17 protein-coding genes are annotated in these 16983 nt (G+C 46.0%); 12 read left to right on the top strand and 5 right to left on the bottom strand.

Features of this window, described 5'->3' with window-relative positions:
- Positions 1–181: 181 nt before the first annotated feature.
- The gene (locus D2V93_RS13125) at positions 182–568 is read left to right on the top strand and encodes a DUF1573 domain-containing protein (protein ID WP_409557881.1); all 387 of its coding nucleotides are present in this window, start codon (positions 182–184) and stop codon (positions 566–568) included.
- A 56-nt stretch (positions 569–624) separates the two neighbouring features.
- On the opposite strand, the gene D2V93_RS13120 is transcribed toward D2V93_RS13125, so the two are convergent.
- Positions 625–1965, bottom strand: coding sequence for an aspartyl protease family protein (locus D2V93_RS13120; protein ID WP_119617968.1), 1341 nt, complete (start codon positions 1963–1965; stop codon positions 625–627).
- A 147-nt stretch (positions 1966–2112) separates the two neighbouring features.
- Between D2V93_RS13120 and D2V93_RS13115 the strand changes: the two genes are divergently transcribed.
- The 9 genes from D2V93_RS13115 (at position 2113) to D2V93_RS13075 (ending at position 10907) form a co-directional block, all read left to right on the top strand.
- Positions 2113–3306 carry a pyridoxal phosphate-dependent aminotransferase gene (locus D2V93_RS13115; protein WP_119617967.1) on the top strand — a complete coding sequence of 398 codons (1194 nt, stop codon included), beginning with the start codon at positions 2113–2115 and terminating at the stop codon, positions 3304–3306.
- Complete coding sequence (gene murB, locus D2V93_RS13110) at positions 3303–4319, top strand: UDP-N-acetylmuramate dehydrogenase (RefSeq protein WP_119617966.1); 1017 nt, start codon at positions 3303–3305, stop codon at positions 4317–4319. The genes D2V93_RS13115 and murB overlap by 4 nt, the downstream gene beginning before the upstream one ends.
- A gap of 201 nt (positions 4320–4520) precedes the next feature.
- Positions 4521–5087, top strand: a complete 567-nt coding sequence (locus D2V93_RS13105; protein ID WP_072879524.1) for an RNA polymerase sigma factor — start codon at positions 4521–4523, stop codon at positions 5085–5087.
- Positions 5084–5842 (top strand): anti-sigma factor, encoded by a 759-nt coding sequence (locus D2V93_RS13100; protein ID WP_072879522.1) that lies wholly within the window; start codon positions 5084–5086, stop codon positions 5840–5842. The genes D2V93_RS13105 and D2V93_RS13100 overlap by 4 nt, the downstream gene beginning before the upstream one ends.
- A 57-nt stretch (positions 5843–5899) precedes the next feature.
- A complete protein-coding gene (locus D2V93_RS13095) occupies positions 5900–6109 on the top strand; it encodes a membrane or secreted protein (protein ID WP_119617965.1) in 210 nt (69 codons plus the stop codon).
- A gap of 36 nt (positions 6110–6145) precedes the next feature.
- Positions 6146–6706, top strand: a complete 561-nt coding sequence (locus tag D2V93_RS13090; RefSeq protein WP_072879518.1) for an RNA polymerase sigma factor — start codon at positions 6146–6148, stop codon at positions 6704–6706.
- Positions 6707–6768: 62 nt separating this feature from the next.
- On the top strand, positions 6769–7644 hold the full coding sequence (gene lipA, locus D2V93_RS13085) for a lipoyl synthase (RefSeq protein WP_072879516.1): 876 nt from the start codon (positions 6769–6771) through the stop codon (positions 7642–7644).
- Between the two features lie 24 nt (positions 7645–7668).
- Complete coding sequence (gene gap, locus D2V93_RS13080) at positions 7669–8679, top strand: type I glyceraldehyde-3-phosphate dehydrogenase (protein ID WP_119617964.1); 1011 nt, start codon at positions 7669–7671, stop codon at positions 8677–8679.
- Positions 8680–8735: 56 nt separating this feature from the next.
- Positions 8736–10907 carry a hybrid sensor histidine kinase/response regulator gene (locus D2V93_RS13075; protein WP_245978023.1) on the top strand — a complete coding sequence of 724 codons (2172 nt, stop codon included), beginning with the start codon at positions 8736–8738 and terminating at the stop codon, positions 10905–10907.
- On the opposite strand, the gene lpxK is transcribed toward D2V93_RS13075, so the two are convergent.
- On the bottom strand, positions 10904–11902 hold the full coding sequence (lpxK, locus tag D2V93_RS13070; RefSeq protein WP_119617962.1) for a tetraacyldisaccharide 4'-kinase: 999 nt from the start codon (positions 11900–11902) through the stop codon (positions 10904–10906). The two genes, D2V93_RS13075 and lpxK, sit on opposite strands and share 4 nt — an antisense overlap.
- Before the next feature lie 47 nt (positions 11903–11949).
- Between lpxK and D2V93_RS13065 the strand changes: the two genes are divergently transcribed.
- Positions 11950–13044, top strand: coding sequence for a Nif3-like dinuclear metal center hexameric protein (locus D2V93_RS13065; RefSeq protein ID WP_119617961.1), 1095 nt, complete (start codon positions 11950–11952; stop codon positions 13042–13044).
- A 5-nt stretch (positions 13045–13049) separates the two neighbouring features.
- A complete protein-coding gene (locus D2V93_RS13060) occupies positions 13050–13829 on the top strand; it encodes a zinc ribbon domain-containing protein (protein WP_072879508.1) in 780 nt (259 codons plus the stop codon).
- A 65-nt stretch (positions 13830–13894) separates the two neighbouring features.
- On the opposite strand, the gene D2V93_RS13055 is transcribed toward D2V93_RS13060, so the two are convergent.
- The 3 genes from D2V93_RS13055 to D2V93_RS13045 all read right to left on the bottom strand — a co-directional run bounded on the left by D2V93_RS13055 (position 13895) and on the right by D2V93_RS13045 (position 16976).
- Complete coding sequence (locus D2V93_RS13055) at positions 13895–15244, bottom strand: FAD-dependent oxidoreductase (protein WP_119617960.1); 1350 nt, start codon at positions 15242–15244, stop codon at positions 13895–13897.
- A gap of 280 nt (positions 15245–15524) precedes the next feature.
- The gene (locus D2V93_RS13050) at positions 15525–16073 is read right to left on the bottom strand and encodes a ClpP family protease (RefSeq protein ID WP_119617959.1); all 549 of its coding nucleotides are present in this window, start codon (positions 16071–16073) and stop codon (positions 15525–15527) included.
- Between the two features lie 75 nt (positions 16074–16148).
- Positions 16149–16976 carry a mechanosensitive ion channel family protein gene (locus D2V93_RS13045; protein ID WP_119617958.1) on the bottom strand — a complete coding sequence of 276 codons (828 nt, stop codon included), beginning with the start codon at positions 16974–16976 and terminating at the stop codon, positions 16149–16151.
- Positions 16977–16983: the final 7 nt, after the last annotated feature.

Genomic DNA, 16983 nt, shown 5'->3' with positions numbered 1-16983 from the left:
TGTTAAATGGCTATGGATTGGTCTTTATTGAAGGGAAACACAATGTTAATTTAATGCAATTCTCCTGATGGAAGCCAATCCAGAAATACGAAACAAAAATAAGTAACGTTATTACATAACAAAAGAATTTTGGATGCAGGTGACAAAACATCTACATTTGAAATTCACCCAAAAACCAAAAATGATGAAAAAAACTGTACTCATGCTGTTTGTCGGGCTTCTATCTTTAGGGATATATGCCCAGGAAACTGCTAAGATTGAATTTAAGAGCGAGACCATCGATTACGGTGAAATTGAAAAGGGAAGCGACGGTGTCCGGGTATTTGAATTTACCAATACCGGGAATGTTCCATTGGTGATCAGCAGCGTAAAATCAAGCTGTGGTTGCACCATCCCCAAAAAGCCTGAAGAACCTATCATGCCTGGAAAAACTGGGAAGATAGAGGTGAAATATGATACCAACAGGGTAGGCCCCATCAGAAAGGCCATTACGGTGACCTCGAATGCGGACACTCCTACCAAGGTTCTAAAAATAAAAGGGAATGTAAACGGCCCAGGAGCTAAGTAAGTAAAAAGAAAATTATGACCCTATCCCCGGAAAGCGATTGTTTTTCGGGGATTTTTTTAGTCATCATCGAAGACCTTCTTGAGCACAAAGGAGAACATGAGGTCCTTGTTGTATCTCTCGATATGAACTTTGATGCGCTTACCTTCTTTTTCGTTCATCATTTTGAGGATTTCCTGTAGCTTATATCGGTGGATGCTCTTTCCATTGACGGCCAAAATAACATCCCCCTCACGCAGTCCGGCCTCTGCAGCTGGGCTTCCGGCCCTAATACCAGACACAATGATCTCCGGCACCAAACTGAGCCTGGTCTTGTTCTCCAATAGGATTTGGACATTCCCAAAGGTAGAGTCGTCATCTTTTACAATTCCGCCGGACCCGGCAATACTTTCGGCAATGTACCGCAGTCCGTTGTGCTGGAGTTGAATTCCTGCCAGATTGTATTGAAAAGGCTCTTTAAAGTTACCGTTCTTTTTTAGGGTGACCAATCCGCGAGTATAATCAAAGATAATGTTGAACCGTTTTAGGATTTCCCCTCCCACACTGCCATTACGGTCGCCCAGATTTTCCAATGCGGCAAAGGATTCCCAATACGGAAAGGCCACTTTGGCTTCCTTCAATTCAAACCCTCCTATTTTGACCCCATTTATTTTGCTCCGTTTTCCAAAAATATCCCCGCTGAGTCCCCTACCCAGATGATCCTCATAGTTTTTTTCCGGTATATCCAGTCCCTTCTCTGGTTCTTGGAACAGCCACAGGGCATCACTACTACCTGTGTCCACGAGCAGTTTGACGGGAATATTGGCCGTGTCCTTCATCAGTACCGTTCCTTCCATATAGGCCTTGTTGCCCTGAATGATAATGGGAAGTGTCTGTGAATTCTTTTTTTCTTTGTGTTTGTACAGCTGAGGGTTGTGGAGTTTTATGGTGCGCGAACCATAATTCACCTCCATGATAAAATCCTTGAAGAGGTCATAGCCCATTATTCCATGGACCGGTATCCCCAAAGAGGTGGAAAAATTGATTTCCCTGTCCAATACCACATAAAGGTCTTGAGAAAAATTCCGCACATCCCCAAGTCGAAAGATGTTGGATTTTGAACTAAGTGCTTTCATAGGTTCCCCAGTCCCAAGGCCTCTGATGGTGACTTCGGACACATTGTTGATGGGTATGGAATCGGATTGGGAAAGGTTGAACAGGATAGGTTTGCTGACCCCAGAGTCCAAAATGAAGGTAAGCTCGGCCCCATTGATCTCCACAGGGATGATGATGAGATTGTTGATCAGCTCAAACTTGATTTTCTCGAACTTTTGTCCTTTGGGCAAGAAATATCCCTGCGCCAAAACCAACAAGGGCACCATCACAAGAAACACAAAAAAAGCAAGTTTTTTTCCCAACATTCTTAATTCTAGTCGATTGTACATATTAAATATACAAAATAAGACGATTCGTTTACCTTATTTTAACATTTTGGACAACAGATAAATAAACCTGCAATGTGTTGTTTTCAAATGCTGGTTTTCCCATTTTTGCCTAAAATTTAGCACATGCCAAGTATCTCCGAAAAAGGAAGGCAAATGCCTGCCTCCCCGATCCGAAAATTGGTCCCCTATGCCGAAGCTGCAAAGAAGAGAGGGATCCACGTCATCCACCTGAATATAGGTCAACCTGACATCAAGACCCCGAAAGTGGCTTTGGATGCTGTCCGGAACCATAAAATTGAGGTTTTGGCCTACAGCATGACCGAAGGTTCGGAAACCTATCGGGAAAAGATAGCGGCCTATTATGAAAAAAAGGACATCCGCGTCACCGCCAAGGACATTATCGTGACCACGGGAGGCTCGGAAGCCCTTTCCTTTGCCATGGGAACCATCATGGATGCCGAGGACGAGATCATCATCCCGGAACCCTTTTATGCCAACTACAATGGTTTTGCCACTGCAGCAGGAGTAAAGGTGGTGCCCATTGCCTCTTCCATCGATACCAATTTTGCCCTCCCCCCCATCGCTGAATTCGAAAAACTCATCACCCCACAGACGAAGGCCATCCTGATCTGTAATCCAGGGAACCCTACAGGATACCTTTATAGTAAGGAAGAAATAGAACAACTGGCCACCTTGGTGAAGAAGCACGACCTTTTCCTTATTGCGGACGAGGTCTATCGCGAGTTCACCTATGAAGGAAGACAACACTATTCCATTTTGCAGGTCAATGGCCTAGAAGAACACGCCATTGTGGTGGATTCCGTTTCCAAAAGGTACAGCATGTGCGGGGCACGCATCGGATGTATCGTTTCCAAGAACAGGGAAGTCATCCAGACCGCATTGAAATTTGCCCAAGCGAGGTTGTCCCCCCCTACTTTTGCCCAGATAGCCAGCGAGGCCGCATTGGAAACCCCCCAAGACTACTTTGATGATGTCATTGAAGAATATGTTTCCCGTAGAAACGTACTCATCTCCGAGCTCCAACAATTGGAAGGTGTAAAAGTGGCCGTGCCGCAAGGCGCTTTTTATTGTGTGGTGGAATTGCCCATTGCCGATGCCGATGATTTTGCGCAGTGGTTGTTGGAAAAATTTGAACTGGACGGAAACACGGTCATGGTAGCCCCGGCAGCAGGCTTTTACGCCACTCCCGGATTGGGAAAAAACCAGATCAGGATTGCCTATGTCCTGAAAAAAGAGCAACTTGTAAAGGCCGTCCACATTTTGGGCAGGGCCTTAAAGGAGTACAACACCAAGTGACCATACAGGAGAACATATCCCTCAAGAGCTACAATACCTTTGGTATTGATGTAAAGGCACGCTTTTTTGTGGAGATAACCGGATTGGCACAGCTACAAAAGGTACTGGAGCTGACGGCATATCCCAAAAGGTTCATCATCAGTGGAGGAAGCAATATGTTGCTCACCAAGGACATTGATGCCCTTGTGATGCACATCGCCCTGAAGGGCATCTCCATCACCGAAGAAAATGGGGAAACCGTTGAAATCAAGGCCATGGCCGGTGAAAATTGGCACAATCTGGTCATGTGGAGCTTGGACAGGGGGTATGGCGGGCTGGAAAATCTATCCCTTATCCCTGGCAATGTGGGGACTGCACCCATACAGAACATTGGCGCTTATGGTGTGGAACTGAAAGACATCTTTGTAAGCTGCACCGCAATGGATGTGGAAACCGGTGAATTGGTCGCTTTCGATAAGGAAAATTGTGAATTTGGGTACAGGGATTCCATTTTTAAGAACGGGGCCAAGAACAAATACATTATCACCTCCGTAAACCTCAGATTGACCAAAAAAGACCACGTGCTGCACACAGGTTATGGCGCCATTGAGGAAGAGCTCAAGAACAATGGCATCGTGTACCCCACTATCAGGGACATTTCCAATGCAGTGATAGCCATTCGACAAAGCAAATTGCCCGACCCCAAGGAACTGGGCAACAGCGGTAGTTTTTTCAAAAACCCCGTGATCTCGAAAAAAAAGTTCGACAAGTTCATCAAGTCACATCCCAAAGCCCCTTTTTATGAACTGGATGATGATCAGTACAAAATACCGGCAGGATGGCTCATAGAGCAGAGCGGGTTCAAGGGAAAGCGTTTCGGGGATGCCGGGGTGCATGAAAAACAGGCCCTTGTGTTGGTGAATTATGGAAACGCCACCGGGAAAGAAATCCTGCAACTGGCCGAGAACATACAAAAGGAAGTACAGAAAAACTTTGGGATAAACATCCATCCCGAAGTGAACATCATAAAATAACCCCCGCATTGAAACCAATAACGGGGGTTATACCAAACCAAACTAACCAAAATTGTATATATCGTATAGGGTTTTTACCCCTTTTTCTTGCTCAATCCAACGCTAACAAGTAATGCTTTTTCTACCTTAGCGTTGTAGTATGTACGATATAAATCCTATTTTAGATTTTTTGTCCCAAAAAAAATACCCAAAGCATCGTAAATGAGCACATTGATTGAGAAACACATTGTTTCACTACTGGCAGAAAAGGATGATAGGGCCATTGCCCTACTGTATGAAAACTATGGGGATACGCTTTATGGGGTGGCCCACAAAGTGGTCAAGGACGATGATCTTGCCCAAGATGTGCTCCAAGAAAGTTTCATCAAAATCTGGAAAAAAGCCGACTCTTACGATGCCTCAAAAGCCAAGCTGTTCACTTGGTTGTTCCGCATTACCAGGAACACGGCCATCGACAAACTGCGAAGTGTGAACAATAAAGCGAGCAAGGAAGTCCAAATCGACGTTTCAGACGTATATAATCTTGGAGTGAGTGGCATTAGCCCCGAGCATCTGGACATCCAAGAAAACTTGGATAAGATAGAACCCAAGTACAGAATAGTTTTGGAAGCCCTATTTTTTGAGGGAATGACGCAACAAGAGGCAAGTGAGGAACTGGATATCCCCTTGGGCACCATCAAATCCAGACTGAAAATCGGACTTAGGGAACTTGGAAAGATCTACGGCACAACAATGGCCTTGCTCATCGTTTTAAATCTATTGTCATGAAAGAAAAAGTTAAAATATTTCTAGAATCCGACTCACTGGAAAAATACCTATTGGGACACACTTCAAAAGAAGAATCCCAACAAGTGGAAAGGTACATCGCCATGTATCCCGAAGTGAGGGAAACCTATGATGAGCTCCAGAAAAATCTGGAAACCTTTGCAAAAATGTATGCAAGGAAAACCCCTGAGGGCCTTAAGGAAATCATCTTGAGCAGTGCCCGTAAGGAAAGAATGGTCAGCAGAAGCTTCTTCAGGTATGCCATTGCCGCCAGCGTGGCAATAATGGTCTTTGCGGGAGCATCCCTGTTCTTCTGGAACCAGAACAAAAACCTTCAAGAGGAAAATGCCCTGGTCACCAACAAGATCAAATACTTGGAGGACGACATGAAGAACCAACTGGAAGACATGAGAAACCAGTTTATCGTCCTCAACAACCCCGATACCAAGAAATATCAGGTCAATGGTAAAAAAGAGGGCAAGGAACTCAAGGCCATCGCCTATATCAACCCGGTAAAGAAACTTTCTTACATCAATGTGAGCAATGTTCCCCAGCTACCTGAGAACAAATGCTTCCAGATGTGGGCCGAGGTGAACGGGGAACTGGTGAACTTGGGGGTGATCAAGCAGTTCAATGAAAAGGACAAGCTCCTTGCACTTCCTTATGCCGACAAGGCCATAGGCTATATCACCATTGAGCCAGAAGGCGGGAACACTTCGCCCACCGTGGAGAACATCGTTGCCAACATCACATATTGATAGCCCAAAGCAACCCTTTTATTCAGGTATTTTGTACCTTTGCATAAAAGTTGGATTATGAAGTTAGCACTATTGACCATTGGTCTGCTGGCACTTGCATTCGCTGGGATAGCCATCAAGATTTGGGGCAAAAAAGACGGGAAGTTCGCAGGCACCTGTGCCAGCGAAAGCCCTTTTCTCAATAAAGAAGGTGAGGCTTGTGGATTTTGCGGGAAAATGCCCGACGAACAGGAATGTAAAAGAGACTCAGTACCCGGATTGCAATAATCCCATCAATATAATATTCTAGGCAAAGCCATATTTTTGGAAAAAACCGACGATTCCATCAAAAACATTATAAAGAAGGCAAAGGAAGGAAACCAAATTGCCTTCAGCACACTCTTGGATACGTTTTGGAACGATGTGTACGGTTTTCAATTGCTCCGCACCAAAAATGAGAACGATGCGGAGGACATCACCATTCGCACTTTTTCCCGCGCATTCGACAAAATAGACACCTACGATGATGCCTACGAATTCAAGACTTGGCTCATCGCCATCTCCAAAAACCTGCATGTGGACCTCATCCGGAAGCGGAAAAGAAGCCTTTTGGACGAAATGGAATCCCAAGGGGATGCCGTAAAAAAAGTTCTTGACGAAACCCCCACGGTGGAGGACCGCTTGATCACGGAACAGAACCTTGCCGATTTGCTGTTGGACATCAAAAAATTGAAGCCCCACTACCAAGAGGTCATCAACCTTCGCTATTTCAACGAATTGAGCTATGCCGCCATTGCCAAGGAACTCAACGAACCGGTAAACAATGTCAAGGTAAAATTGCTCCGCGCCAAAAAACTCCTGGCCGAGATCATCAAAAAAAAGTGAGCCGTTCCAACGACTCCATTTTCCTTCCCAGTTTCGTATCTTTGTAAATCAAATTTCTTTGTATGAGCACAAGTGTTGCGGAAAACGTACAGCCTCCCAAAGGAAAGCCCAAATGGCTCAGGGTAAAGCTTCCCACGGGAAAAAAATATACCCAGCTCAGGGGGCTTGTGGACAAGTACGACCTCCACACCATATGCACCTCCGGGAGTTGCCCCAATATGGGCGAATGCTGGGGAGAGGGCACGGCCACCTTTATGATTTTGGGCAACATCTGTACCCGCTCCTGTGGATTTTGCGGGGTGAAGACGGGAAGACCGGAAAGCGTGGACTGGGCAGAACCCGAAAAAGTGGCGCGGTCCATCAAGATCATGAACATCAAACATGCCGTGCTTACCTCTGTGGACAGGGACGACCTAAAAGATATGGGATCCATCATCTGGGCAGAGACCGTAAAAGCGGTACGAAGGATGAACCCGGAAACCACTTTGGAAACATTGATTCCTGATTTTCAGGGAATTGAATCCCACTTGGACCGAATACTCGAAGTGGCTCCAGAGGTCATTTCGCACAACATGGAAACTGTGAAGCGACTCACCCGTGAAGTACGTATACAGGCTAAATATGAAAGAAGCCTCGAGGTATTGAACTACCTGAAAAAGAACGGGGCCAATCGCACCAAATCGGGTATTATGCTGGGCTTGGGGGAAGAGGAACATGAAGTGATCACCACCATGGAAGACCTCAGAAGAGCGGATGTGGACGTGGTCACCATTGGCCAATATTTGCAGCCCTCCAAAAAACACCTGCCCGTAAAACAGTTCATCCTGCCCGAGCAGTTTAAAAAATATGAGGAAATTGGACTGGAAATGGGCTTCAGACATGTGGAGAGCGGGGCTTTGGTCCGCTCATCCTACAAAGCGCACAAGCACATTCACTAGTCCTTAACCTTCCCCTATCCCATCATGAAAATCATCAGAATAGGTATTAACGGCTTTGGACGTATCGGCAGGACCCTTTTCAGGCTCCTCGAAAAACACCCGAACATTCAGGTGGTGGCCATCAACGACCTTGCCGATGCCAAAACCTTGGCCCATTTGCTGAAATACGACAGCATACATGGCACCTTCGATGCGGATATCCGTTCAGAGGGCAACTCCATCATCGCAAATGGCCGACAGGTACAGGTATTGAACCAAAACCACCCCAAAGAAATAGACTGGAAGAGCCTTGAAGTGGACCTCGTTGTGGAAGCGACCGGAAAATTCAAGAAAAGGGAGCAATTACAGCATCACTTGACCAATGGGGCCAAAAAAGTGATCCTTTCCGTACCCCCAGAAGACGACTCCATCAAAATGGTAGTGTTAGGAGTGAATGAATCACACATAGAGGCAGAAGACCACATCATCTCCAATGCCTCCTGTACTACCAACAATGCCGCCCCCATGATCAAGGTCATCAACGAACTATGTGGGATAGAACAGGCCTATATCACCACGATACATTCCTTTACCTCGGACCAAAACCTCCACGATGCCCCGCACCGGGACCTCAGAAGGGCCAGGGCAGCATCGCAATCCATCATCCCTACGACCACCGGAGCAGCAAAGGCACTGACGGGTATTTTCCCCGAACTGTCCAATGTCATCGGTGGATGCGGCATAAGAATACCCGTTCCCAATGGTTCACTTACCGATATCACCTTTAATGTGAAAAGGGAAACATCCATTGCCGAAATAAATGCTACCTTTAAGGACTATGCCGAAAATGAGTTAAAAAACATACTGCATTACACCGAAGACCCCATTGTTTCCATCGACATAAACAATAGTTATCATTCTTGTACGTTTGATTCATTGATGACCTCCGTGATAGGCAAAATGGTAAAGATTATCGGATGGTATGACAATGAAACTGGATATTGCTCCAGAATTATCGATTTAATAGCTTTGCTTATAAAGAAAGACTACGTTTGACCTCAGGTTTGCAACACAAATGGATGGGCGTAAAAACGCTTCTTATATTGTGCATTATGATATGCACGCAAGCATCTTTTGGTCAAAACGATACCAGCTCCACCAGTAAGATACAGTCCATTTTCGATAAGTTCATGGACTATAGGCACCAGAACAAAGTGGACAAGGCACTGGAAACCCTTGACGAGGCCGCCAATATTGCGGAAAGCAATGAAGATGCCAAATTACTGCTCGACATTTACCACCAATATTCACGCTTGTTCCTCGAAGAAGGTGATAGGGAAACCGCCCTTTTTTATTGGGACCGGGCCAATATCCTCCTCCGGGACATTTCCTATTCCTACGGGCAGGCCTTCCACCTCTATTTGGAAGCTGCACTACGTTTTGATGAAGGGAACAATTTCCAGTCCCTGAAATTGCTTGAAGAATCCAGAAAGCTCAGTAACAACAGGAACCTTGGCAACAACATACTTCTTTTGGAGGCGTACATCTACACCAACATCACCAACTATGAGAACGCCATCAAAAACCTGAACGCATTGATCGTCAACTCAGACGATAAGGAACGGGCCTACCTCGCCACCAAGGCCAATCTCCAATTGGCCAACATCAGTATCATCCTCAACGATCTGGACGAAGGCATTATCCACTCGAAGGCCACCTTGGAACTGGCCGAGAAACACGGGTTTTCCAAGGAAGTAAAAAACGCCTATGAGCAATTGTCCATCATCTATGAAAAAACAGGGCGCTACGATGAATCCCTGTTCTACAACAAGAAACTGGAACGCATAAAGGACTCCATTTTCAACATAGAAAAAGCCAAACTGGATATTGCCACCGCCGACAAGATCCGTTTTGAACACCAAATGATCGAACTGAACAAGCTACAGGCCAAAAATGAGGAACTGAGCGAATCCAAGAACCGTTCGGAAATCACCGCTATTTTGACATCGGCGTTTTTGACCATTATCTCCCTATTGGCCGTGTCCCTTTTCAGGAACAACCAGATCAAATTGAAGACGAACGATCTTCTGTACACCAAAAACAAAGAACTGGAGTTGGCCAGGGACGCCGCAGTTTCCGCCATGGAGGCCAAAACCAATTTCTTGTCCACCGTGACCCATGAACTCCGAACGCCACTCTATGCCGTGACCGGACTCACCCACCTGCTTTTGGAAGAAAACCCTTCGGAGCACCAAAAAGAACATTTGAAGTCGTTGAAATTCTCTGGGGAATACCTATTGAACTTCATCAATGACATCCTGCAGATCAACAAAATCGATGCCGACAAGTTGGAGCCTCTGAGCATAGAATTCAAATTGAACAAAGTGCTCACGGATGTTGTGGACTCACTCCAACAGAATGCCAACGAGAAAAAGACCAAGTTGATCCTGGATTATGACCCCAACATACCGACACAGCTTCTTGGAGACCCCATAAAACTTTCCCAGATATTCATGAACTTGGTGGGCAATGCCCTAAAATTTACCAAAAATGGCAAGGTAGAGGTCATCGCCAAACTGCTCAGAAAGGAAGAGGACCAAGTGAAACTGTATTTTGAGGTGAGGGACAACGGTATCGGGATTTCCGATGAACAGCAACAGCACATTTTTGACAGCTTTGAACAGGGATCCATCCAGATCAACCGCGAGTATGGGGGCACTGGTCTCGGCCTCACCATCGTTAAAAGTCTTTTGGGTCTATTTGGCAGTACCATCCATCTGGAAAGTGAACTGGGACATGGTAGCTCCTTCTTCTTTGAAATGGACCTAAAATGTGACAGCAAGGCCTTGGACGAACTGGCCTTTGAACTGAATCCGGAAGAATTTGATTTCAGCGGGCTACATGTTTTGGTTGTTGAGGACAACAAGATCAACCAGGTCATCACCAAAAAAATGCTCAACAAAAAAGAGATCAGCTGCGATATCGCCAACAATGGGAACGAGGCCATCGATTTGGCCAAGACCAACACCTACGATGCCATTTTGATGGACATCCACATGCCCGGCATAAGTGGTGAGGAAGCCACGCGTCAGATCAGAAAATTCAACCAGGACATCCCCATCATAGCCCTGACCGCCATTTCTTTGGATGACAGCTTGGAGAGTTTCTATCAAGCAGGCTGCAACGATGTGGTGACCAAACCTTTCAAGCCAGAGGTCTTCTACCAGAAAATCGGTGAGAACATCTTCAAGAGCAAAATGCAAGGGTCCATCCGCTCTATCTAAACCACATTTTTGACCATCTTTTCCAGTATGGCCCTATCCTTGGCATCAAAACTGTGGGCAATCTGCACATAAAAGAGATTTTTCAATCTACCTTCGAGCCTCACAAAATCTTTCTCCGTGGTCAATACCACTTCATGGTCTTTGAACTGTTGGATTTCTTTATCCGTGAAATGATGATGGTCCCCATACTCAAAATGTTCGAACTGGATTCCCATAGAGTTCAAATGCGTCACCAAAGGTTGTGGGGATGCTATTCCAGTGACCAAGGCGACCTGTTTCCCCTTCAGTTCCAACAATTCCATCCTTTGTTGCCCCCCATCGGTCACCTCGTTGTGGTATTCCAAAGTGGCAAAAAGCACTTTCTGATTGGCATTGGCCCTCAACCTCTTTGCAATTTGCTCCCGTTCGGCACTGGATAGACTGGCCGGACATTTGGTCACAATGATCACATCTGCCCTCTGGGCCTCTTTTTTGGCATCCCTCAAATTTCCTGTGGGCAAATACCAATCATCCACAAAGAGCGCACTGTGCATGGTAAGAAGGATGGAAAACGCAGGTTTCACCCGCCTGTGTTGAAAAGCATCGTCCAAGATGATCACTTCGGGTCTTACGTACTCTTCCAGTTGGGCTATGCCGTTTCGCCTGTCCGCATCCACAGCAACGGCCACTTCCGGAAACTTCTTTTTTAATTGATAGGGTTCATCCCCAAGGTCCAAAACCCCTGTGTGTGGTGTGGCCAATAAAAATCCTTCGGACTTTCTTTTGTATCCCCTGCTCAACACGGCCACCCTTTGGCCCTGTAGCATACGGATCAGATATTCCGTCATCGGGGTCTTGCCCGTGCCCCCAACACTCAGGTTGCCTACACAAATAGTGGGCGTTCCATAGGAAATGGAAGTAAATACCCCTACATCGTAGAGTGCATTTCTTAGGTGGACCACCAAGGCATAGATCAGGGAAAACGGGAATGCTATTTTACGGAGCAATTGCTGCATTGAACGAAAATATAATATTTTATCTTTAGGCGATTAAGAATTTTAAAATGACCGTACAGGACATCACAAAAATACTGGAAGAGCTCGCTCCCTTGGCACATGCCGAGGATTTTGACAACGTGGGACTATTGGTGGGAAACCCGAACATGCCCGTGAAGGGCGTGTTGGTGACGCTGGATACCCTTGAAAATGTAGTGGACGAAGCCATCGAGAAGCAATACAACATGATCGTGAGCTTCCACCCCATCATCTTCAGTGGCCTCAAAAAACTTACCGGGAGTACCTATGTGGAACGAGTGGTGATGAAGGCCGTTACCCACAACATCGCCATCTACAGCATGCACACTGCCCTGGACAATAGCATTATGGGGGTCAATGCGAAAATCTGCGAGGTTTTGGACATCAAACATCCTAAGATCCTCATTCCTAGAAAAGGTGCCATAAAAAAACTGACCACCTATGCCCCTTTGAAAGATGCCGAAAAGGTGAAAGATGCGCTTTTTGCCGTTGGGGCAGGTGAAATCGGCAAATACAGTAACTGCAGCTATAGTCTCGAGGGCACCGGGAGCTTCAAAGCGGGCAGCAATGCCAATCCTGCTGTGGGAAAAATTGGGGAGGTACATTTTGAAAAGGAAACGCAGATCAATGTGATCTATACTTTTGAAAAGGAAAAGAAAATATTGGAGGCCCTTTTTGAGGCCCATCCTTATGAAGAAGTGGCCCATGAAGTGGTCACCTTGGAAAACACCAACCAAGACATGGGCATGGGCATGGTAGGCACTTTGGAACATGAGATGAACGAAAGGGATTTTTTACTATTGGTCAAAGAGCGGATGGGGGCTTCTGTGGTGAGGCACACCCGGCTGTTGGGCAAAAAGGTCAGGAAAGTGGCCGTTCTGGGGGGCAGTGGTGCCTTTGCCATAGCTGCGGCAAAGCGTGCCGGGGCCGATGTTTTCATTACGGCCGACATTAAATACCACCAGTTTTTTGAAGCCGAGGACCAAATCGTCATCGCCGATATTGGGCACTTTGAAACTGAGCAGTTTACAAAAGATTTATTGGTTGATCATCTTACAAAAAAAATTCCTAATTTTGCAGTCGCTTTATCAGAGAGTATTACGAATCCCATCAAGTATCTATAAATTATATGGCGAACAAGAAAGAAAGCACCGTGGAGGAAAAATTGAGAGCTCTGTACGATTTGCAGCTTATCGATTCCAGGGTTGATGAAATACGCAACATAAGGGGCGAACTGCCTTTGGAAGTACAGGATTTGGAGGATGAGGTCCATGGCCTTAGGACTAGGTTGGACAAGTTGAAGACCGATCTTGAGACCATCAATTTTGAGATCACTGCCAAGAAAAACCTTATCGATGAGTCCAAAACACTTATCAAAAAATACAACGAGCAGCAAAAGAACGTCAGGAACAGCCGTGAGTTCAATTCGTTGACCAAGGAAGTGGAGTTCCAAGAACTGGAGATCCAACTGGCCGAAAAGAACATCAAGGAGTTCAAGGCGCAGATTGAGCAGAAAAAAGAGGTGATTGCCCAAACCAAGGACAAACTGACCGAGCGTGAGGGACACCTAAAGCATAAAAAAGGGGAATTGGACGCTATTTTGGCCGAAACCGAAAAAGAGGAAAAAGCCCTTTTGAAAAAATCAGAGGAATACGAGGACAAGATCGAGGACAGATTGGTACAAGCCTATAAAAGGATACGCCACAATGTGAAAAACGGTCTTGCTGTAGTTGCTGTGGAGCGTGGAGCCTCAGGAGGTTCTTTCTTCACCATCCCCCCACAAGTACAGGTAGAGATCGCTTCCCGCAAGAAGATCATCACCGATGAGCACAGTGGTAGGATTTTGGTCGACCCGCTTTTGGCCGAGGAAGAACAGGAAAAAATGCAAGAACTTTTCGCTAAGTTTTAATTGCATTCCACCAGATAAAAAAAAGCCACCCTTTGGGTGGCTTTTTTGTTGGTTTCTGTTTTGCTTTATTCCTCCCCCAGCAGTTCCAATATCTTGTCCTCCACTTCCTGGGAGTCCCATTTTTCTTCGATAAGGGACATTCCCATCACCTCCTTCATGATCTTTTCCTGCTGGTCCCCAATGGCCAATGCCTCCGCATAAGGTCTTTCGGAAAAAGTGACCCTACTATAGACCGGCACCCACTTCTCGGGATGTTTTGCCGCAAAATGCTTCTCTATCTTTTTTTGCAATAGAAATTTGGGGTCGGCCGTTTTACTGCTCATTTCCACAAAATTTCTGTAACTCAGCTCCGCAATCGCATCTGCATTGGGCTTGCGCTCTTTTTGATAGGTTGAAAAAATGGTATCCCAATCGTCCCCGTGGGATTCCATCAACTTATCGAGCCTATAAATGTCCTCAAAGCCAGCGTTCATGCCCTGTCCGTAAAAGGGTACAATCGCATGCGCGGAATCCCCGACCAGGGCCACTTTGTTCCAATAGGTCCACGGATAGCACTTCATGGTGACCATGGCACTTGTAGGGTTGTTGAAGAAATCCTTGGTCAGGTTCTCGATATCTTTTTGCACATTGGGGAAATATTCCTTGAAAAATACGCGGGCATCGTCTTCCGTTGCAATGCTCTCGAAAGACACTTTCCCTTCAAAAGGTAAAAAGAGGGTACAGGTGAAGCTGCCATCCACATTGGGCATGGCGATGAGCATAAACTGGCCTCTTGGCCATATGTGGAAGGAGTTTTTGTCCAATTTGTGGGTGCCGTCCTCATTGGCTGGAATGGTCAGTTCCTTATAGCCCACATCAATAAAATCTTGGGAATAATCGAACCTGCTCTGGCGCTGCATCTTATGCCTGACCCTTGAAAAGGCGCCATCGCATCCAAACACGAGGTCATACTGATATTCCTTCCATTCCCCTTTTTCGGATTCGCCCGTATATAGTCGTGCCGTGGGAAGGTCAATGTCCCATACTTTTTCATTGAAGCGGAACTCGGTACCTTCCTCTTCCGCCAAATCGATCATGCGCTTGTTCAGGATCCCTCGGGAAATGGACCAAATGGCCTCCCCTTCCTTACCATATTTCTGAAAATACACCGGCTTGTCGTTCACGTGCATGGCACGCTTGTCCAAAGGAATCGCTATTTCCTTGATTTTTGCCTCAAGACCTACTTGTTCCAAGGAGCGCCATCCCCTATTGCTCATGGCCAGGTTGATGGATCGACCCGAAAATTTGATGGTCCTGATATCGGGTCTCCTGTCAAAAACCGTGACGGAGTGTCCTTTTTTTCGAAGATAAATTGCCAAGAGCGAGCCCACCAATCCGGAACCGATGATGGCGATATTTTTGGGAGTCTGTGCCATAAATGCCCAACTGGGCCAATTCTAGTTAAGCTTCAAAAATACGGATTTTTCATTTGCGTTCCCTGCAACTTATGGCTTTATACAATTCTTGTCCAAGCCTATGAAAGGTTGATGGAATCCACCACGGCCATGTTTAAGAATTTTTAACATTCCTTGGAAATCCCTTTGCTCGGAGACCACCGTATATATAACAAATATCCCGCTTCGGCGTCCATATATATGAAAAAAGTCCTTCTCAAAAATTTGCGAAGGACTTTTTCCCTTTTAGTATTTATGGATTCTATTTCAAAATCTGATCCACAATGCCGTACTCAACAGATTCTTCGGCGCCCAGCCAGTAATCACGGTCAAAATCTTTCATGACCTTTTCAAACGACTGCCCACAGTTATCCGCCAAGATCCGGGCTCCCAGTTCCTTGGTCTTGATAATTTCCTTGGCCTGTATCTCGATGTTAGAGGCCTGTCCCCTTGCACCGCCACTGGGTTGGTGGATCATCACACGTGCGTGGGGCTGGATAAACCTTCTCCCCTTTTCGCCCACGGACAAAAGAATGGACCCCATGGAGGCAGCGAGTCCGCTACAAACGGTGGAAACCGGGCTTTTGATCTGCTTGATGGTGTCATAAATGGCAAAGCCCGAGGTCACATAACCTCCTGGGCTGTTGATGATCAATTGGATCTCCTTATGGTTTTGAAGATCCAAATAGAGCAAACGGTCTATGACGTGCTTGGCAGAATCATCATCCACTTGGCCCCATAAAAATATCTTGCGCTCATCGAGCAACTTCTCTTGGATCAATTCTTGAACCTTTCCTTTTTTTGAACTCATTTTTTAATTGTTGTGAACCTCAAAAATAATCAAATTCCAAGGAAATCTCGCCACAGGTTTGCCACAATGGTCGGTTTAGGAGCGTATCTCCACTTTTTGGGACACCACATCCTTTATCGGGATGACGAATTTACCCCTTTCTGTGACCAAAGTGAGGCTATTGTTGTCTATGGATTCTATGGTGCCCTCATCATCCCCGATCACAATGATGTCCCCTACCGCATAGGTTTTTCGGGTATAGAAAGACCTCAGGATATCCGCAATGATCTCCCTGGAACCAAGACCGACCCCCAGCGCAAAGGCCAAAAGGAAGGACCCCATGATCATGGTAATATTATTGGTGATGATGGTGGTGTCCACCCCCGCTTGGTTGAGTGCGGTGACGGACATAAAGATGACAATGACGTAGAACAATAGGTTGCTCACCAAGTGACTGCCTCCGAACTCCAGGGAATCGAACAGCCGCTTTACGGTATTCTTGACAAAGTTCCCAATGTAGAACCCGATCATGAGCAAGGCAAGTGCACTGAAGAAACGGGGCAGGTAATGCAACAGGTTACCAATCTCGACCGATATGATATGCCAATTGAGGATATCTGCGACCACGATCAAAAACACCAAGATCAAGAGCCATTTGACAAAGCCGAGGACAATCTTGGCCACATCGATCTTAAAATCACCTTTGCTTGTGAGCCCCATACCATTTATCCTATCATTAAGAAGGTTCACCTTGGCCAGTCTCAAGATCCTTCCCAACAGGAACAGGACTATTTTAATGACCAGCCATCCCAGTAGCATGATTACAATGGCCCCAATGATCTTGGGAAAAACCAATGCTATTTCCTTGCCCATGGCCGATAAGGAATCAAACGTAATGTTCGTCCAATTGTTGATTGTTTCCATAGTTGTT

It is taken from the genome of Flagellimonas taeanensis (assembly GCF_003584105.1).
Taxonomy (GTDB): Bacteria; Bacteroidota; Bacteroidia; order Flavobacteriales; family Flavobacteriaceae; genus Flagellimonas; species Flagellimonas taeanensis.
Note: the sequence above shows the minus strand (reverse complement) of the source record. Positions and strands in the feature narration are given on the sequence as shown.